14 protein-coding genes and 1 pseudogene are annotated in these 19,336 nt (G+C 70.6%); 7 read left to right on the plus strand and 8 right to left on the minus strand.

Annotated features, from left to right (window positions below; all coding sequences use genetic code 11):
- From EOINJALH_RS09125 to EOINJALH_RS09145, 5 genes and pseudogenes are all read right to left on the minus strand, one after another.
- Positions 1 to 928 (minus strand): annotated as a pseudogene (locus tag EOINJALH_RS09125) (hypothetical protein); the annotation flags it as partial.
- Between the two features lie 129 nt (positions 929 to 1,057).
- A complete protein-coding gene (fdhF, locus tag EOINJALH_RS09130) occupies positions 1,058 to 3,901 on the minus strand; it encodes a formate dehydrogenase subunit alpha (protein ID WP_088280045.1) in 2,844 nt (947 codons plus the stop codon).
- Between the two features lie 2 nt (positions 3,902 to 3,903).
- The gene (locus tag EOINJALH_RS09135) at positions 3,904 to 5,703 is read right to left on the minus strand and encodes an NADH-ubiquinone oxidoreductase-F iron-sulfur binding region domain-containing protein (protein WP_088280046.1); all 1,800 of its coding nucleotides are present in this window, start codon (positions 5,701 to 5,703) and stop codon (positions 3,904 to 3,906) included.
- 61 nt (positions 5,704 to 5,764) lie between these two features.
- Positions 5,765 to 6,517 carry a hypothetical protein gene (locus EOINJALH_RS09140; protein ID WP_144289942.1) on the minus strand — a complete coding sequence of 251 codons (753 nt, stop codon included), beginning with the start codon at positions 6,515 to 6,517 and terminating at the stop codon, positions 5,765 to 5,767.
- Positions 6,518 to 6,679: 162 nt separating this feature from the next.
- Positions 6,680 to 7,627: a LysR substrate-binding domain-containing protein gene (locus tag EOINJALH_RS09145; RefSeq protein WP_088280048.1), complete on the minus strand. Its 948-nt coding sequence runs from the start codon at positions 7,625 to 7,627 to the stop codon at positions 6,680 to 6,682.
- A 134-nt stretch (positions 7,628 to 7,761) separates the two neighbouring features.
- Between EOINJALH_RS09145 and ahpC the strand changes: the two genes are divergently transcribed.
- From ahpC to EOINJALH_RS09180, 7 genes are all read left to right on the plus strand, one after another.
- Positions 7,762 to 8,325, plus strand: coding sequence for an alkyl hydroperoxide reductase subunit C (gene ahpC, locus EOINJALH_RS09150; RefSeq protein WP_088280049.1), 564 nt, complete (start codon positions 7,762 to 7,764; stop codon positions 8,323 to 8,325).
- A 53-nt stretch (positions 8,326 to 8,378) separates the two neighbouring features.
- Positions 8,379 to 9,959, plus strand: coding sequence for an alkyl hydroperoxide reductase subunit F (gene ahpF, locus EOINJALH_RS09155; RefSeq protein WP_088280081.1), 1,581 nt, complete (start codon positions 8,379 to 8,381; stop codon positions 9,957 to 9,959).
- 268 nt (positions 9,960 to 10,227) lie between these two features.
- The gene (locus tag EOINJALH_RS09160; RefSeq protein WP_088280050.1) at positions 10,228 to 10,689 is read left to right on the plus strand and encodes a cache domain-containing protein; all 462 of its coding nucleotides are present in this window, start codon (positions 10,228 to 10,230) and stop codon (positions 10,687 to 10,689) included.
- Positions 10,690 to 10,725: 36 nt separating this feature from the next.
- Positions 10,726 to 12,285 carry a methyl-accepting chemotaxis protein gene (locus EOINJALH_RS09165; protein WP_088280051.1) on the plus strand — a complete coding sequence of 520 codons (1,560 nt, stop codon included), beginning with the start codon at positions 10,726 to 10,728 and terminating at the stop codon, positions 12,283 to 12,285.
- A gap of 232 nt (positions 12,286 to 12,517) precedes the next feature.
- Positions 12,518 to 13,420, plus strand: coding sequence for a recombination-associated protein RdgC (locus tag EOINJALH_RS09170; protein WP_088280052.1), 903 nt, complete (start codon positions 12,518 to 12,520; stop codon positions 13,418 to 13,420).
- Positions 13,421 to 13,617: 197 nt separating this feature from the next.
- On the plus strand, positions 13,618 to 14,106 hold the full coding sequence (locus EOINJALH_RS09175) for a heme-binding protein (protein ID WP_088280053.1): 489 nt from the start codon (positions 13,618 to 13,620) through the stop codon (positions 14,104 to 14,106).
- A gap of 71 nt (positions 14,107 to 14,177) precedes the next feature.
- On the plus strand, positions 14,178 to 15,023 hold the full coding sequence (locus tag EOINJALH_RS09180; protein ID WP_088280054.1) for an urease accessory protein UreD: 846 nt from the start codon (positions 14,178 to 14,180) through the stop codon (positions 15,021 to 15,023).
- 42 nt (positions 15,024 to 15,065) lie between these two features.
- Here the strand turns inward: EOINJALH_RS09180 and EOINJALH_RS09185 are convergent, their stop codons facing one another.
- From EOINJALH_RS09185 to EOINJALH_RS09195, 3 genes are all read right to left on the minus strand, one after another.
- A complete protein-coding gene (locus EOINJALH_RS09185; protein WP_088280055.1) occupies positions 15,066 to 15,899 on the minus strand; it encodes a hypothetical protein in 834 nt (277 codons plus the stop codon).
- Between the two features lie 161 nt (positions 15,900 to 16,060).
- Positions 16,061 to 18,259, minus strand: coding sequence for an MtrB/PioB family decaheme-associated outer membrane protein (locus EOINJALH_RS09190; RefSeq protein WP_088280056.1), 2,199 nt, complete (start codon positions 18,257 to 18,259; stop codon positions 16,061 to 16,063).
- Positions 18,260 to 18,275: 16 nt separating this feature from the next.
- Positions 18,276 to 19,310, minus strand: a complete 1,035-nt coding sequence (locus EOINJALH_RS09195) for a DmsE family decaheme c-type cytochrome (RefSeq protein ID WP_088280057.1) — start codon at positions 19,308 to 19,310, stop codon at positions 18,276 to 18,278.
- Positions 19,311 to 19,336: the final 26 nt, after the last annotated feature.

Consider the following 19,336-nt stretch of genomic DNA (forward strand, 5'->3'; position numbering starts at 1 on the left):
GCACGATCCGCGGCGGCACGACTGCGGAGGGCGCCAGCGCCGGCAGGCCGATCATCGGCGCAGCGCGCGGCGCCGGCACCCGCAGTGGCGGTGGCTCGGGCACCGGCGGCGGCCCGGGCGGGGCCACGCGCGGCAGCGGTGCATCGGGCGGTGTGATGGCCGGCGGCGCCAGCACCGGCAGGCCGACGGTGGGCGGTGCGCGCGGCGTGGGCTGGCGCAGCGGCACGGACTCTGGCGCGCTGGGCGGCTCGGGCGTGGCCACTCGGGGCATCGGCGTGTCGAGCGCGCGGATCGCCGGCGGCGTCCAGGCCGGCAGGTCGATGGTCGGCGCCGGTCGGGCCGCCGGTGGCGGCATCAGCGGCGCGGCCGGTGAGTCGACCGTCGGCGCTGCCGTGGCCGCGGCGGTGTCACTGGGGGCCGCGGTGGCGGGCGGGGCGGCAGGCGCGTCCACCCTCGGCGGCGCCTCGGCCGGGCCGCTCAGCGCCGGGGCATGCGGTGGCGCAGGCGGGGCATCGGCGGCCGTGCCTTCGGGGCCGGCGTCGCGCTCGGTGCTGGCGGGGTTCCAGGTGCCCAGGCGGGCCGCGCCCGGCAGGCTGGGGTCGGGCGGGGTCTGGGCGGCATCGCGCACGCCGCCGCCCCAGCGCGGCGTGGTGGCCTGGCCGCGCGGGCCGGTGTAGGCCTCGGGTCGGTTGACTGTGGCGCCGGTGGCCGCTTCGCCCATCTGGCCACCCATCTGGCCGGTGAGGCGGATGTTCAGCGCGCCCCAGACGCCCTGCCCTGGCTCGGCGGTGCCGGGCGGCGCGCTGCCAACCATCACCACCAGCAGGCCGTGCAGCAGGGCCGCCAGCACCAGGCAGCGCGTCAGCGTGGCCGACCGGCGCAGGTCCGGCGGCCAGGACGGGGTCGGCGCAGTGGGGTGGGCGATCACGGGCGGTGGCAAGAACGGACCCTGCCATTGTCGGCGTGTTGGCGCCGCGGCCCAGCGCACTGCCCTCCGCGCGTGGCGCGCAGCGCACGCCTTGGCCGGCGGTGCGCAGGCGGCGCCCGCCGCGCGTTGTTACAGCACCGGCTCGGCCACCGCGCCGGTGCCGTAGCCCGCCGGCGCCAGCGGCGCCCCGCCCGGGGTGACGCGCACGGCGCAGAACTTGAACTCCGGGATCTTGCCGAAGGGGTCGAGCGCCGGGTTGGTCAGCAGGTTGGCCGCCGCCTCGCCATAGGCGAAGGGGATGAACACCGCGCCGCGCGCCGTGCCGTCGTCGCGCCGGGCGTGCAACGTGACGCTGCCGCGGCGCGAGGCCACGGTGACCGCGTCGCCGGGCGCCAGGCCCAGCTGCTTCAGGTCGTCGCCGTGCAGGCTGGCAGTGGCCAGTGGCTCGATCGCGTCGAGCACCTGGGCGCGGCGGGTCATGCTGCCGGTGTGCCAGTGCTCGAGTTGCCGGCCGGTGATCAGCACGAAGGGGTAGTCGGCGTCGGGCCGCTCGGCGGCCGGCACCAGACCGGCCGGCACCAGCTTGACGCGACCATCGGGTGTCGGAAAGTGGTCCATGAAGACGATGGGCTGGCCGGGATCGTCCTCGGTGAGGCAGGGGAAGGTGATGCTGTGCGCCTGCTCGAGCCGCTCCCACGAGACCCCGGCGATGACGCCGTGCATGGCCTGGCGCATCTCCTCGTACACCGCCGCGACGCCGGACTCCGGGCCCTCGTAGTTCCAGTCCAGGCCCATGCGGCGGGCAATCTGCTGGATGATCCACAGGTCTTGCCGGGCATCGCCCGGGCTGGGGATGGCGCGGCGGCCCATCTGGATCATGCGGTCGGTGTTGGTCACCGTGCCGGTCTTCTCGGGCCAGGCCGAGGCGGGCAGCACCACGTCGGCGAGCCAGGCCGTCTCGGTGAGGAACAGGTCCTGCACGACCAGGTGCGACAGGTGGGCCAGGCCCTCGCGGGCGTGGTTCAGGTCGGGGTCGCTCATCGCCGGGTTCTCGCCCTCGACGTACATGCCCCAGATCTTCTGCGGATCGCTGTCGGGCGCCTGGGCCTTGGCCAGGATCTCGGTGACGGTGAGGCCCGGCCGGTCGTCGAGCTTGGTGTGCCAGAAGTCCTCGAACCAGGCGTGCACCTCGGCGTTGTCCACCCGCTGGTAGTTGGGGAACATCATCGGGATCAGGCCCGCATCGCTGGCGCCCTGCACGTTGTTCTGGCCGCGCAGCGGGTGCAAGCCGGTGCCGGGCCGGCCGATCTGGCCGGTGATGCCGGCCAGCGCGATCAGGCAGCGCGAGTTGTCGGTGCCGTGCACGTGCTGGCTGACGCCCATGCCCCACAGGATCATCGACGCCTTGCTGGTGGCGTACTCGCGCGCCACCTCGCGGATGGTCTCGGCGTCGATGCCGCAGATCGGCGCCATGGCCTCGGGGCTGCACTCGGCCACCTGGGCCTTCAGGGCCTCGAAGTTGTCGACCCGGTCGCGGATGAACACCGGGTCGGTGAGGCCCGCGTCGATGATGGTGTGCAGCATGGCGTTGAGCAGCGCCACGTCGGTGTCGGGCTTGAACTGCAGCGTGCGCCAGGCGTGGCGGGCCAGGTCGGTGCGGCGCGGGTCCATCATGACGATCTTGGTGCCGGCCTCGGCGGCGTTCTTCATGAAGGTGGCCGCCACCGGGTGGTTGGCCGTGGGGTTGGAGCCGATGACGATGACCAGGCTGGCATGCACCACGTCGCCGGCCGGGTTGCTGACCGCGCCCGAGCCCACGCCTTCGAGCAGCGCGGCCACGCTGCTGGCATGGCACAGGCGGGTGCAGTGGTCGACGTTGTTGCTGCCGAAGCCGGTGCGCACCAGCTTCTGGAACAGGTAGGCCTCCTCGTTGCTGCCCTTGGCCGAACCGAAGCCGGCCAGCGCCTTGGGGCCGTGGGTGTCGCGCAGGTGCTTCAGGCCGCCGGCTGCCAGGTCGAGCGCCTCGTCCCAGGTGGCCTCGCGGAAGACGTCGCGCCAGTGCTCGGGGTGGTGGCGCGCGGCCGGGTCCTTGGCCACGCCGGGCTTGCGCACCAGCGGCACGGTCAGGCGCTGCGCATGGTGGGCATAGTCGAAGCCGAAGCGGCCCTTGACGCACAGGCGGCCGTGGTTGGCCGGGCCGTCGCGGCCCTCCACCGCGACGATCTTCTCGTCGCGCACCTTGTACGTCAGCAGGCAGCCGACGCCGCAATAGGGGCAGACCGATTCCACTTCGCGATCGACGCGCTGGTCGCCGATCAGCGTCTTGGTGCTCAGCGCACCGGTGGGGCAGGCCTGCACGCATTCGCCGCAGGCCACACAGCTGCTGGCGCCCATGGTGTCGCCCAGGTCGAACACGATGCGCGCGTGCGAGCCGCGGCCGGCCATGCCGATGACGTCGTTGACCTGCAGCTCGCGGCAGGCGCGCACGCAGCGCGTGCACTGGATGCAGGCGTCGAGGTTGACCGCCATCGCCGGGTGGCTGATGTCGGGTGCCGGCTGCCGCCGCGCGCGCATGGTGAGTTCGGGCCGCGGGGTGACGCCCAGGCGGGCGGCCCAGTCGGACAGCTCGCCGTGCGGCCGGCTGGCGTCGCCGTCGACCCACTGCTGGCCGCTGGCGGGCATGTCGGCCAGCAGCAGCTCAACGACCATCTTCTGGCTCTTCAGCGCGCGCTCGCTGCGCGCCTGCACGGCCATGCCGGCGGTGGGCGTGCGGCAGCAGCTGGGGGCCAGCGTGCGCTCGCCGGCCACCTCGACCACGCAGGCGCGGCAGTTGCCGTCGGGCCGCAGGCCGTCGCTGTAGCACAGGTGCGGGATGTCGACGCCGTGGCGCCGCGCGGCCTGCAGGATGGTCTCGCCGGACTGCGCCCGGACCGGCTGGCCGTCGAGGGTGAAATCGATCGTGGATGCAGGCATGCTCAGACCTCGTCGGCAAAGTAGCGCTGCACGCAACGCACGGCATTGGGGGCGGCCTGGCCCAGGCCGCAGATGGAGGCGTCGACCATCACGTTGGACAGGTCGTCGAGCGTGGCGTGGTCCCACTGGGGCGCCTGCATCAGCTGTGCGGCCTTGTCGGTGCCCACGCGGCAGGGCGTGCACTGGCCGCAGCTCTCGTCGGCGAAAAAGCGCATGCAGTTGAGCGCGGCGTCGCGGGCGCGGTCGTGGTGGCCGAGCACGATGACGGCGGCCGAGCCGATGAAGCAGCCGTGCGGCTGCAGCGTGTCGAAGTCGAGCGGCACGTCGGCCAGCGAGGCAGGCAGGATGCCGCCGGACGCGCCGCCTGGCAGGTAGGCGTACAGCGTGTGGCCCTCGGCCATGCCGCCGCAGTATTCGTCGACCAGCTCGCGCAGCGTGATGCCGGCCGGCACCAGCTTGACGCCCGGCTCGCGCACGCGGCCGCTCACCGAGAACGAGCGCAGGCCCTTGCGGCCGTGCCGGCCGTAGCCGGCGAACCACTGCGGGCCACGCTCGACGATGTCGCGCACCCAGTACAGGGTCTCGAGGTTGTGCTCCAGCGTCGGCCGGCCGAACAGGCCCACCTGCGCGATGTACGGGGGCCGCAGCCGCGGCTCTCCGCGCTTGCCCTCGATGCTCTCGATCATCGCGGACTCCTCGCCGCAGATGTAGGCGCCAGCGCCCCGGCGCAGCTCGATGGTGGGCAGCGGGCACGGCGGGTTGGCCCGCAGGCGGTCGAGCTCGCGCTGCAGCAGCTCACGGCAGCCGTGGTACTCGTCGCGCAGGTAGAGGTAGACGGTGTCGATGCCCACCACCTGCGCCGCGATCAGCACGCCTTCGAGGAAGCGGTGCGGATCGCGCTCGAGGTAGGTGCGGTCCTTGAAGGTGCCGGGCTCGCCTTCGTCGATGTTGACGGCCATCAGCCGCGGCGCCGGCTGCTCGCGCACGATGCGCCACTTGCGCCCGGCCGGGAAGCCCGCGCCCCCCAGGCCGCGCAGGCCGGCGTCGTCCATGGCCTGCAGCACCGCATCGACCTCGTGCTCGCCCTCCACCACCGCGGCGGCCAGCCGGTAGCCGCCGCGCGCGCGGTAAGCCTCGTAGCCGACATAGGCCGGGGCGGTGTCGGTGAGCGACGTGGTGATGGCGCCCGGCGCCAGCGTGGCGGGGTCGAAGTGGCCGTCGTCGCGCGGCATCGGGTGGTGCAGTCGGCGCTCGGCCACCGCGTTGGCCACGGACAGGGCCTCGGCGCGCGGCACCGGGTGCTGCCCGACCACGGCCACCGGCGCCTGCTCGCAGCGGCCGACGCAGGGCGCATGCACGACGCGCACGCCGTCCCCCAGCACCGACGCCAGCCGGTCGGTCAGCGCGGCCGCGCCGGCCATCGCACAGGCGGGGCTGTCGCACACGCGCACGGTCACCGGGGCCGGCACGGCGTCGTCGTGCACGACCTCGAAGTGGTGGTAGAAGCTCGCGACCTCGTAGACCTCGGCGATGGCCAGCCGCATCTCGGCGGCCAGCGCCACCAGGTGGCGCTCGAACAACGCGCGGTGCGCGTCGTTCAGGCGGTGCAGGTGCTCGATCAGCAGGTCGGGGCGGTGCGGGCCTTCGCCGATGAGCGCGCGCACCTCGGCGCGGGCGGCATCGTCGGGTTGGCGGCCCTTGAGCTGGCCCTTGCGGCGAAGCGCGCCGCGCAAGGCGTCGACCGAGGTGCTGCCGATCGTCGGGTCGGCGGTGCGGGCGAGGGTGGGAGTGTCGGATGCCATGGGCGGCGATGATGACTTCGCCGGGCCGGGGCTGTCCAATGCTTTTGCGACACCGGTCGATTCAGGCGCCGAATGTGCGCCCGCGTCGGCGCACCGCCGCCCGCTGCCACAGCAGGGCGGCCAGCGCCAGCACGGCCACCACGCCGGAGGGCGGCTCGGGGATCTCGGCCAGGGTCAGCGACACGAGGTGGCCCTGGACGCTGATGGTCCAGTAGTCCGGGTTCGTGAACGGGTCGGAGTTCGGCGAACCGATGCTGAAGTTCCATTCGTTCGTGTCGTTGAAATCGGCCAGGTTCGGCGGCGTGGTGGGCAGGTCGAGCGACGCCAGCGGCCCCAGCGGCTGGCCGAGCGTGCCCAGGCTGATGAGGAACATGATCGTCGAGAAGTTGGGCAAGGTCGGCGAGGCGAAGGAACTCGCGACCATCAGTTCGTCCTCGATGGTGTTCGGCAGCCCGACATTGCCCAGCGAGGCGTCGTTGACCACCGCGTACGAGACGTTGCTGAAATTGAAGTCCAGCGGCGTCGGCAACTGGAACCGCAGGTGGTGGGCCACCAGTGGCGACGGCAGCAGGTAGTCGTAGAACGCCACGTCCGGCACAGGCGGGAAGCTGGGCGTCAGCGTGGTGTCGAAGGCGAAGGTGCCGGTGACGGCGTTGCCCGGCCCGACCGGCAGGACGCCGGCCGGCGGCCGGCCGTCCACCGTCACCGCATCGATGTGGACGATGTAGTCGAATCCGATGATGCTGGCGAAGGCAGCCTGGCTGCAGGCCAGCGCCATGGCGGCGGCGGCAAGGGCACGGTTCAATCTGGTCATGGGAGGCCTCGCGATGCGTTGGGGCGGTCAACGGCGCTGACCGTCATCTGGACCGTCATCTGGCAGGTCTACTTCACTGTGCCGGCGGCCTCGCCGCGCGCGTTGAGCGCGCTCAAACTGTGGGTGGGCACCGCCGATCTGTCCTGGCGCAGCGCCGCGGCATCACGCCGCGATGGCCAGCGCCCCGCTGTGCGCGGCGGCGTGCAGCCGCCATTCGGGCTCGGCCGCCATGGCCAGCGCCGCCTGCTGGGCGGGCGTCGGCGGAGCCGTCGTGTGGCTCAACAGCGCCACCGGTGTGCGCAACACCGGCGTGTGCAAAGGCCGCGCCACCAGGCCGGCCTGCCCGCGGGCCGCGTCCACCACCGCGCCCGGCAGCACCGCGGCGTGGCCACCTTCGAGCACCGCCACCCACAGCGCCAGCACCGAATTGGTCTGCAATGCGGGTTCGGGCAAGGCCCCACTTTCGGCAAAGGCCCGGTCGACCAGCGCGCGGTGGTGCATGTCGGGCGTGAGCAGCACCAACGGCAATTCGGCCGCCTCTCGCCAGGCGATCGGCGGGCCGAACGCGAAGGGTGCCGCTGCCCCGTCGGCCCGGCACAGCAGGAAGCAGTGCTCCTCGTACTGCGGCAGCACCGACAGCGCGCGGGCCGACACCTCCTGACGGTCGCTGAAGCCCAGACCGATGTCCAGGGCCAGGGTGTCGAGGCCGTCCTCGATCTCGTGCGAGGCCAGCGAACGCACCACCGGCCGCAGCCCCGGATGGCGCGCCTGCAGGCGGGCGGCGAAGCGGGTGGCGATGGGCACCGCGGTGGGCACGGCGCCGATGAGCAGCCCCCCGCTCGGCGCATCGACCCGGCTGGCCAGGTGCTGGCGCAGCGATTCGGCCTCGCGCAGCAGGCGGTGCGCATGGGCCAGCGCCACCTCGCCCTCGGGCGTCAGGCCCTCGTACTGGCGGCCGCGGCGGACGATGGTGACGCCCAGGTCGCGCTCCAGCGCGCGCAGCGCGTTGCTCAGCGCCGGCTGGGTGATGTGGCAGGCCTGGGCGGCACGGCCGAAGTGGCGGTGTTGCTCCAGCGCGGCCAGGTAGCGCAGGGATTCGAGCAGGTTCATCGTGTGCTGCAGCGTCTCATAGTCTTTGGCAATGGTTTGGGTTGATTCAATCAAACCTATCGGTATCAAAAGATCGATAGCATTCGTTCTGTTCGCTCACCGATCCACCCTTCCAACCACCCCAGGAGTTCAGCATGTCCCTCATCAACACCGCCATCAAGCCCTTCAAGTCCACCGCGTACCACAACGGCAAGTTCGTCGAAGTGTCCGACGCCAGCCTGCGCGGCCAGTGGAGTGTCGTCTTCTTCTACCCGGCCGATTTCACCTTCGTCTGCCCGACCGAGCTGGGCGACCTGGCCGACCACTACGACACCTTCAAGGCGCTGGGCGTGGAAATCTACGGCGTCTCCACCGACACGCATTTCACCCACAAGGCCTGGCACGACACGTCGGACACCATCAAGAAGATCCGCTACCCGCTGGTCGGCGACCCCACCGGCACCATCACCCGCAATTTCGGCGTGATGATTGAGGAAGCCGGCCTGGCCCAGCGCGGCACCTTCGTGGTCAACCCCGAGGGCGTGATCAAGATGCTCGAGATCAACGACGACGGCATCGGCCGTGTCGCCACCGAGCTGCTGCGCAAGGTGCAGGCCGCGCAGTACGTGGCCAGCCACCCGGGCGAAGTGTGCCCCGCCAAGTGGACGCCGGGCGCCGAGACCCTGGCCCCGTCGCTCGACCTGGTCGGCAAGATCTGACCGACCCGACCTGACCGACCCCGTTGCCGACCACTTTCGACCGGATGACCACCATGCTCGACACAGCGCTTCAGACCCAACTCAAGGCCTACCTCGACAAGCTGCAGCGCCCGATCGAGCTGGTGGCCTCCCTCGACGACGGGGAGTCGTCGCAGCAACTGCGCCGGCTGCTGACGCAGATCGCCTCGCTGTCGCCGAAGGTGGTGCTGGTGGAGCGCGACGACGCCGAGCGCAAGCCCTCGTTCTCGATCGGCCTGCCCGGAGAGCCGGCGCGCATCCGCTTTGCCGGGCTGCCGATGGGGCACGAGTTCACCTCCCTCGTGCTGGCCCTGCTGCAGACCGGCGGGCACCCGCCCAAGGTCAGCGACGAGGTCATCGCGCAAGCCAAGGGGCTCGCCGGCGACTTCGATTTCGAGGTCTACATGTCGCTCACCTGCCAGAACTGCCCGGACGTGGTGCAGGCGCTGAACCTGCTGTCGGTGCTGAACCCGCGCATCCGCACGGTGACGATCGACGGCGCGCTGTACCAGGACGAGGTGGCGCAGCGCCAGGTGATGGCGGTGCCCAGCGTCTTCCTCAACGGCCAGCCCTTCGGCCAGGGTCGCATGGGCATCGAGGAGATCCTGGCCAAGCTGGACACCGGCAGCGCCACCCGCGCCGCGGCCCAGCTCGACGCGAAGGCGCCGTACGACATGCTGATCGTCGGCGGCGGTCCGGCCGGTGCCGCGGCGGCGGTGTACGCGGCGCGCAAGGGCATCCGCACCGGCGTGGTGGCCGAGCGCTTCGGCGGCCAGGTGCTGGACACGCTGTCGATCGAGAACTTCGTCTCGGTGCAGGAGACCGAGGGGCCAAAGTTTGCCGCCGCGCTGGAGCAGCACGTGCGCCACTACGGTGTCGACATCATGAACGCGCAGCGCGTCGAACGCCTGGTGCCGGCCGACGAACCCGGCGGCCTGGCCGAGGTGCAACTGGCCAACGGCGCCACGCTGCGGGCGCGCAGCGTGATCCTGTCCACCGGCGCGCGCTGGCGCGAGGTGGGCGTGCCCGGCGAGCGCGAGTACCGCAACAAGGGCGTGGCCTACTGCCCGCACTGCGACGGCCCGCTGTTCAAGGGCAAGCGCGTGGCGGTGATCGGCGGCGGCAACTCGGGCGTCGAGGCGGCGATCGACCTGGCCGGCATCGTGTCGCAGGTGACGCTGCTGGAGTTCGGCGACGCGCTGCGCGCCGACGCGGTGCTGGTGGACAAGCTGAAGAGCCTGCCCAACGTCCGCATCCACACCCGGGCGCAGACCACGGCCATCACCGGCGACGGCCGCAAGGTCGATGGCCTAAGCTACACCGACCGCGCCACCGGCAGCACGCATCAGGTGCCGCTGGAAGGTGTGTTCGTGCAGATCGGCCTGCAGCCCAACACCGAATGGCTGAAGGGCACGGTGGAATTGAGCCGCCACGGCGAGATCGTGGTCGACGCGCGCGGCCAGACCAGCGTGCCGGGCGTGTTCGCGGCGGGCGATGCCACCACGGTGCCGTTCAAGCAGATCATCATCGCCACCGGCGACGGCGCCAAGGCCGCCCTGGGTGCGTTCGACCACCTGATGCGCACGCCCGCCGCTGCCGCGGCGACGGTCGACTGAGCGCAAGGACTGGCGATCCCTGGACCACCGGGCCTCGATTGGCCGCATTTGCGGCCCATCGAGGCGGTTGTTCCCTGCATCGGGCCTGCCTCGAGGCGACAAGATTCGTGCGTGTCCAACGACGCAATGCGGCCTTGGACCAGGTTGGCCGGTTGGATCGCTTCGGTCCAACCCCAAACCGCGCAAATCCTGCTCAAGTGCCTTGAAGACCCTGCCGATAGCAAGGCTTCAAGTCATCCATCGTCTGTCTGATCCGAAGGGACAACCCATGCTCATCTTGCAACGCCGACATCTCCTCATCCTGTGCGCCTGCATGGCCACCTCGTCCTGGGCCGCCGACCCGGCGCGCGGCACACGCGATGAGGCCAAGGCGCTTGCCGTTGCTGCCGCGTCCCACGTGGCCAGCGTGGGCTCGACGCAGGCATTCAAGGACTTTTCCAGCGACATGAAATGGCGCCCGAAGGACATGTTCGTGTTTGCCCAGGACATGAATGCCACGATGCTCTTCCACGGCGCGAACGAGAAGCTGATCGGCAAGAACTTCACCGAGATGCGCGATTCCAGCGGCAAGGAATTCAACAAGGAGATGATTGCGGCCGCCAAGAAGGGCAGCGGCTGGGTCGACTACCAGTGGGCGCACCCGGTGACGAAGAAGGTCGAGGACAAATCCGCCTACATCGTGAAGACCGAAAAGCCGGAAGGTTTTGTCGCCGTCGGCATCTATCGCTGAATCCTCGGGCCGCCGATCTGCTTCACAGGAGTTGCCATGCAGTTCGCGCTGCGAGATCTCTCTATCTCCACCAAGGTCGCCGCCGCCCCCGCTGTGGTCGTAATCTGCATGCTGGTGGCCGCCGGCTCGGCCTACCTCACGAACCTCGGGACCGGCCGCGCGGTGGACCTGATCGTCAGCCAGGGGTTGCCCAACGTCGTGGAGTCGACCGCACTGAGCGAGCAGTCCACACATGCCTACTCGCTCATCATGCAAAGCCTCGCCTATGAAGGCGCTGGCATGAAGGCAGAGCTGATTGCCGACATCGACAAGAAGATTCCGGCGGAGTTCAAGTCGATGCGGGCGACGGTTCAGCGGATCAAGGAGGCCGGTGCGGGCCGACCCGAGGTGCTGGCCCGGTGCGAATCGTTGGACAAGGCCATCGTGAAGCTGGAAAAGTCGGCCGCCGATGCCCTGGACATGAAGAGCGGGGGATTGGCCGGCGCGGCCCTGTTCATGACCACCACGTCCAAGGCATTCGCCGAACTGAAGGAGCACACGGGCGCCCTGACGGAGCAGGAGATTGCGAGTGGACGGCAGCACGCCCAATCCGCAAGCTCGGCCGTTTCATGGGGCAATCGCGTCACCATCGGCCTGGCCTTCGTCGGTCTGCTGCTGTCCGCGCTGGCCACGTGGGTCTGTGTCAGGCTCATCACGCGGCCATTGGGGCAGGCACTGATCATTGCGCGCGAAGTGGCCGGAGGCAACCTGAGGCAGCATGACGTGCAGGCCGGGCGAGACGCGACCGGTCAGGTGCTCAGCGCACTGGATCAGGTCACGGCCCAACTCAGCCAGACGATTGCCGGCATCCGCGACGCCGCGGAACAGATCGACACGGCTTCGTCCGAGATCGAGCAAGGCAACATCGACTTGTCGGCGCGTACCGAGCAGACGGCGTCTGCACTGCAACAGACGGCATCGACGATGGAGACCCTGACGAGCACGGTTCGTCAGAACGCCTCCACGGCGCAGGAGGCCAGGAAGGTTGCCGACAATGCGCGGTCGCTGGCCCGTCAAGGCGGCGACGCCGTGGACGAGGTGATCCGCACGATGTCGGCGATCAACGACCAGGCGCAACGCATCCGCGAAATCATCGGCGTGATCGATGGCATCGCCTTCCAGACCAACATCCTGGCACTGAACGCCGCCGTGGAGGCCGCCCGGGCAGGGGAGCAAGGTCGTGGCTTCGCCGTGGTCGCGCAAGAGGTGCGGGCCTTGGCGAGCCGCAGCGGCACCGCCGCCAAGGAGATTCGCGGCCTCATTGGCACCTCCGTGGAACAGATCGACGACGGCTCGGGCAAGGTCCGGCATGCCGGCGAGACGATGCACAGGATCGTCAGTTCCATCGAGCAGGTGTCGACGCTCGTGACAGAGATGTCGTCGGCCAATGCGCATCAGTCCTCGGGATTCGATGAGGTCAACAAGGCGGTCGGGCACATGGATCGCGCCACCCAGCAGAACGCTGCGCTGGTCGAGCAGGCCGCGGCAGCCGCCGGGTCGCTGCGCCAGCAGTCTGTCGGCTTGCTGAAGTCGATCGAATACTTCAAGACTGCGTGAACGCAGTGGACCTGAACGCTGGCTCGCCCACGATGGCGAGCCGCTGACGCGTGCGGCGATCCCTGGCCGAGCTTCGGGCCGTTCGACCCGCACTGGGGACTGCATCTCCTGCGCGCCGGAACGGCCAGGTCGTGCACCGCGACTCGCGACCCCCGCGCCGCCCGGCGCCCGGCCCACCCGCCGCCGCCATGCACAATCGCGCCTCTTTGCCTTTCGGCCGGAGATTGCGCGAGTGTTCAAGAACCTGATCGTTTACAGGCTGGGCCCCGAGGGCCCGGCCAGCATGGCCGACATCGAGGCCGCGCTCGACCGCGACCGTTTCATCGAATGCGGGCTGACGCAGCCGCTGTCGCTGGGCTGGGTCGAGCCGCGTGGCGTGGCCAACGCCCCGCTGATCGAGGTGGTCGACGGCCAGTGGCTGCTGTCGCTGCAGGTGGAGCAGCGCATCCTGCCCGGCGCCGTGGTGCGCCGCCGCGCCGAGGAACTGGCCGCCAAGGTCGAGCAGGCCACCGGCCGCAAGCCCGGCAAGAAGCAGATGCGCGAGCTGAAGGACCAGGCCACGCTGGACCTGCTGCCGATGTCGTTCACCAAACGCGCGACGGTGCGGCTGTGGATCGCCCCGGCGCAGCGCCTGCTGATGGTCGATGCCGGCAGCAGCGCGCGCGCCGACCTGGCGCTGACGCAACTGGCCAAGAGCCTGGTCGGCGTGTCGGCACAGGGCATCCAGACCCAGCTCTCGCCGGCCGTGGCCATGGCCGAGTGGCTGTCCAGCGGCGAGCCGCCGCAAGGCTTCAGCGTCGACCGCGACTGCGAGCTGAAGGCCGCCGACGGCGAAAAGCCCACGGTGCGCTACGCCCGCCATGCGCTGGACATCGTCGAGATCCGCGAGCACCTGAAGGGTGGCAAGCAGCCCACGCGGCTGGCGCTGACCTGGCAGGGCCGCGTGTCCTTCACGCTGACCGACGGCCTGCAGATCAAGAAGCTGGCCTTCCTCGATGGCGTGTTCGAGGGCCGCAAGTCCGGCCGCGACGACGAGGCCTTCGACGCCGACGCGGCCATCGCCACCGGCGAGCTGGCCCCGCTGATCGGCGACCTGCTCGACGCACTGGGTGGCGAACAGGTGATGGCGGCCTGAGCGCGACGCGCGCCGACGTTTGATCCACGAGGGATGCCTCGAGCCCCGGCCGCGTGCCGGGCATCGTCACCGGCCTGCGGGCATCGACACCCGCACGTCGCCCATGCCGGCCCCGCCGTGCTAGCGTGCACGTCGCCCCTCGGCCGTGCGGCCGCGAGCGGAACCCACATCCCAACAATCACTTCCGGAGACCCCCCATGCGCGCAGCTTCCATGCACAACGTTCTGTCCGGCCTGGCCCTGGCCTGCCTGGTGTCCACCGCCCAGGCCCAGGTGCCGCAGTACGGCCCGTCGGTCAACCTGGACACCGCCCGCAAGGCCCTGGCCGGGGCCCTGGCCGAAGCCCGAAAGATGAACATCCCGATGGCCGTGGCGGTGGTCGACACCGCCGGCCAGCTGGTGGCCTTCGAGCGCCTGGACAACACGCAGACGGCCAGCGTCGCGGTGGCGCAGGACAAGGCGGTGTCGGCGGCGATGTACCGGCGCCCGACCAAGGTCTTCCAGGACGTGCTGGCCGCCGGCGGCACGGGCCTGCGCGTGCTCACGCTGCGCGGCGCCAATGCGGTCGAGGGAGGCCTGCCGGTGATGGTCGATGGCAAAGTCGTTGGCGGCATCGGCGTCTCGGGCGGCAGCTCCGAGCAGGACGGCGTGGTCGCCAAAGCCGGCCTGGACAGCCTGGCCAAGTAAGGCGGACAGCGCAGGCACCGTGCTGTAGTCACCAGACAACCCCGCACCAGGCATCAGGCACCCGACGACCCATGGCCTGGCACGGCTCACTCGACCTGCGCTACCTCGTCGACCACTCGGGCGGCACGCCGCGCTGCATCGTGCGCGACCGCCACGACGGTCCGCTGCGGGTGCTGGCGGCCCTGCACCCGGAGGGGCCGTCGGTGTGCCACTCGGTGATCGTGCACCCGCCCGGCGGCATCGTCGGCGGCGACACGCTGGCGCTGTCGATCGATGTCGCCGCGCAGGCCCATGCGCTGGTCACCACGCCCGGCGCCACGCGGTTCTACCGCAGCGCTGGCGAGCCGGCAACGCAATCGATCGCGGCCACAGTGGCCGACGGCGGCCGGCTCGAATGGCTGCCGCTCGAGACGCTGGTGTATTCGGCCGCGCTGGCGGAAAGCCGCTCGGTGTTCGGCCTGGCGCCGGGCGCCGAGATGATCGGCCGCGAGGTGGTGGGGCTGGGCCTGCCCACCGCCGCCCTGCCCTTTGCCCTGGGCCACTTCACCCAGCACCTCGAGTTGCCCGGCGTGTGGCTCGAGCGCGGCCGGCTCGACGCGCAGGACACCGCCCTGCTCGACTCACCGATGGGCCTGGCCGGCCGCCGCGTGCTGGCCACGCAGTGGTTCGCCGCCGGCCAAGCGATCGCCCCGGCCCGCCGCGAGGCCCTGCTGGACGCCGCCCGCGCGGTGGACCCTGGGGCCGGCGACGAGGTGCTCATCCACGGCAGCACCTCACCGCACGACCGGGTGGTGGTGCTGCGCGCCCTGGCCCACCGGGTGGAGCCGGCCATGGAACTGCTCAACCGCGTGTGGACCGCGTGGCGCCGCACGGCCTGGGACATGGCGGCGCCGATGCCCCGCATCTGGCGCACCTGAGCCGCCGGCCCTCGCAGCGCGCCGCCGCGATGAGCCGGCCGGTCAAGCCTGTCGGAAGTACGCCTCGTGCGCGGCCTGGCCGTGCAGCACCTGGGCAAACACACCGCCGCGCGGCTCGGGCATGAAGGCCAGCACCTCCTGGAAGTCCTGCGCCGCCGCGCCCTGGTTCAGGTGCTCGCCGTGGTTGACCATCAGCGCCCCCAGCAGCCCGGGCTCGGACTTGGCGATGCGCACGTTGAGGAAGGTGGCGACGCGGAAGCTCAGCGGGCCGGTGAGGTCGCTCACCGCATGGGCCTGGCGCGCGGCATCGAAGCGCACGCGCTGTTCCAGCGTCATGCCGGCCGGCGCCGACATCGACGAGGCCAGCGTCGTCCTGCGCACCGCCTGGCCGGCCGGCTCGAAGGGCACCCCGGCCGGGAAGATGGCGTAGAGGTCGTAGTCGCCGTGCACATAGCGCGGCGTGAGCAGGCCGTGCTCGACCAGCGCCACGCAGCCGTAGTGGCGGTGCCGCTTGTCCAGTTGCAGCAGGTAGGGCGTGCGGCAGCCGCGCGGCTGGTCGCGATCGTCGAAACCGTCGGGCGGCGCGGTGACGAGGTGCGCGCTCTGCTGCCACCAGGTCAGCGCATCGGGCTTGCACGCGCCCGGGTGGATCAGCGGCGAGCACACCAGCCCGGCCAACTGCCAGGGCCCCAGGTTGGCCACCGCCGTCTTGGCCTTCATGTCGGCGCGCTTGCCGGTGTAGCCGGCCTGGCCGCAGTACGTCAGCGAGGCGCGGCCGGTCTTGCGCACGAGGATGTGGCAGCGGTGCTCGCGCGCCGCCGCGACAAAGGCGTCGAAGTGGCGCACGTGCACGAAGTCGAAGAACGCGTTGTCCATCGCAGCAGGGCTCAGTGAGGGGCTGCCACCGACTTTATGGCATGCGGGTCGCCACCGCGCGGCCGTGTGCCCCCCTCATCCCCAGGATTGCCGACAGGCGGGCGCCGCCGTCGCGGCTGCCGCCTGGCAGCCGCGGCCGGATCACCTGGCCCTGAGGACGCCTACTTCCACTGGTAGGTGTAGCTCACACCGATGACCGACACCTTCTGCACCGGGTTCTGCAGCAGCGTGCTGCCGTCGGAGTAGGTGAAGGGCACGCCGTTGTAGCCCCAGGTCCAGTCGTTGACGCGCGAGCGCTGGTGCACCAGGTCGACACGGATCGACGCCTGCTTATCCAGCACGTGGCGGCCGAACAGCTTGATCGCCGTCTGGCGGAACAGGATGTCCGGCAGACCGCCGCTGGCAGCCAGCGACGCCGCGCTGTAGGCATCGGCGGTGACGTCCAGCGTCTGCGCGTAGACGCTCTTGTCGTCCACGTACGAGAGGCTGCCGCCCACCTCCACCCCCGACACCTTGCCGGCAAAGCCGACACCGACGTTGGCGCTGGTGTTGTCGAAGGCCATCACGGCGCCCTGATAGCGGGCCTGGTTCAGCGTCTGCACGCTGCGCGAGAGGTAGCCGTTCAACTTCCAGGTGTCGGTGAGCGCGTAGCTCCAGTCGACGCTGAGCTGGCTCATGCGCGTGCGCTGCAGGCCATAGGCGGTGGGCACGTCGAAGCGGTCCTTGCCCTCCTCGGCACTGAACTGCAGGGCCAGCTCTTCGCTGGGCTGCCAGTCGACGAACAGCCTGGCCTTGTCGCGCGTGCGATCGGCCAGCGTGGGCATGAAGACGCTGCCCAGGGTGAGGCCACTGGCCGGGTCGGCCACATCGCTGACCTCGGTGACACCCACGCCGCTGTTCGGCCGCAGCCAGTTGGACCCGTCGCGGCTGCTGCGCGACAGGCTGATGGCCCCGCTCACGTCCTCGGACAGGCGGCGGCGCAGTTCACCGCGCAGCGTGGTCTCGTCGGTGTCCTGCCGCAGTGCGCTGAGGCCCGACACCGCGCTGGTGGCGGTGAACACGCCGCGGTCGATCGACTCGGCCTCGGCGCTGAGGCTGCCGCGGTAGTCGCTGGAGAACTGCCAGCCCGCCTGCACCTTGCCCAGCACCTTGCGCTGCGGCAGGCGGCGGTTGGTGTAGGTGGTGGTGCCCACGAGGTTGTAGAGGGCGATGGGCGTCTTGTCGTTCTTGTCCTCGTAGCGCAGGTCGGCCGCGAGCGACAGCTTCGGCATCGGCCGCGAGGTGATGCCCACGCGGACCATCGTGGTGTCGACCTCGCCGCCCAGGTTGGCCACGCCCACCGGCGCGCTGGTGAAGCCCGCGCCGGCGAAGTCCTGCGTCTGCGTGGCCGTGGAGTACGCCAGCTTGAAGGTGGCGCGTGTGGTGCGCGAGAAGTCGTACTGGCCGCTCACATCCACCTGGTGCGCCTGGTTGTCGGGCGACAAGGCCACGGCCTGCCCCAGCAGGGCCTGCAGGCCGGTGTTCAGCGGCAGCGGTGTGCCGAACACGTTGTTCAGGCTGCCGGGCACCGCCGCCGTGAGCGACGCGTGGGTGTTGCGGTAGAACGATCCGTAGTAGCCGGCGCTGAGGTGCAGCTGGTCCTTCGAGTAGCTCAGACGGGCTTCCACCTGGCTGTGGTTCGAATCGATCGGCTCGGGCAGCAGCAGCGTGGCCCAGCCCAGGGCCGCCCCCGTCGGGAAGCGGCAACCCGGTGCAGAGGGCGACGGGCAGTTGATGCCCACGCCGAACAGGCGCATGCCTTTCTTGTCCTCGCTCTTCAGGTTCACCTCGATCTGCAGGTCGGGCGTGAACCAGGTGGACAGGCCCAGGCCGAGGCCGGTGCGCTTGACCTTCAGGTCGAGGTCGGCGCCGCTGCCGGCGCCGCCGGTCAGGGCCACCAACTGCGGCGTAGTGGTGCCGGCGCCCAGCAGACCGGTGTTGACGGTGTACGGATCGGCGCGCACCGACTGGCCGAAGTCGGCGCTGATGCGCCACTGGCCGAACCGCTGCCAGACCAGGCTCAGCTCGCGCGTGTCGCCCAGCAGGTTGGTGCCGATCAGGCGCAGCCACTGGTCGGACTCGGCGAGGTGCCGGTCGTAGTCGAAGCCCAGCAGGCCGAAGGCGTTGCGGTCGTTGCGCAGGCCGTTGTACTGGCCGAACTGGGCCCGGTCGCGGCTGTCGCCGTCGATGAGGCCCAGGCCGATCGTGACCGAAGCCTCGAGCGGCTTGATGTCCTGGGCGCGTGCGGCAAAGCACGCCGCCAGCACGGCCATCGAGACCAGGGTGAGGCGAAGGCCGGACGTGTGAACGTGGGGGGTCATCACATTGCTCCGTGCATCAGCGCTGCATGAGTTGCGGCGTCGGGTTGGTGGCCGACGGGTTGTTCGATCCGTGTACCTGGGTGTGGCAGTTCATGCAGCTGCGGCCCTGCCACAGGTTGACCACGTTCTTGCCGCTGGAGATGACGGTGATCTGCGGCGCGGTCTGGCCCGGCTGGGCATTGCCGAAGACGCCCGGCTGGCCGCCGACGGCGCCCACGCCACCGGCCACGTGCGGCGTGTGGCACTGCTGGCACAGCATGGGCGCGCGCGCCTTCAGCATGCCGGCGACGCTGCTGCCATGGGGGTTGTGGCAGTTGGCACAGTCGTCGGTGACCGGGTCGTGCTGGTGCACGAAGGGGCCGCGCTTCTCGGCGTGGCAGGTGTAGCAGGTGGTATTGGTGCTGTCGTGCTTGGCCAGCTTGGGGCCGGCCGAGCCGTGCACGTTGTGGCAATCCGAGCAGGTCATCTTGCCCTCGGGGATCGGGTGGCGCGAGGCTCGGCTGAACTGTGCGCGCTGCTCCTTGTGGCAGGCGACGCAGACATCGGCCTGAGTGGCCTTGGCCAGCAGCCGATCGCGGTTGGTGTGCACCTTGTGGCACGAGTTGCAGGCCAGGTCGGCGGACTGGTGCTGGCTGCCGCCCCACAGCATGCGCTTGGCATCCTTCTGGTGGCAGTCCAGGCACACGCCGCTGCGCTCGTCGGCGGAGGCCGGGGTCTTCTTGCCGAAGCTCCGGTCGACCGGCGGCCGGATCTTGGTCTTGTCGGGGTTCCTGTTGTGCAGATCACTGGGCCCGTGGCAGGTGATGCAGGTGGGGCTGCCCGGCTGGGCCGTGTCCCCCATCGGACGCTTCGCCAGTTTGTCGGCGGCGGCAGCCATCGGCGGTTTCTTGCCGGGCAGCGCGTGCGGGCCGCGGCTCATGTCGGGCAGGTCTTCCTCGTCGTGGCACTCCACGCACTCGTGTGAAGCGTCTCGCATGTCGGCGGCGCGTGCCATGCCGAACAAGGCGAACAAGCCCAGGCCGACGGCGGCAATGGCGTGTCTGATGTGCATCCCTTATCCCCTGCAGATCTGCTGTC

The sequence above is a fragment of the Ideonella sp. A 288 genome (assembly GCF_002198735.1).
Taxonomy (GTDB): domain Bacteria; phylum Pseudomonadota; class Gammaproteobacteria; order Burkholderiales; family Burkholderiaceae_C; genus Pseudaquabacterium.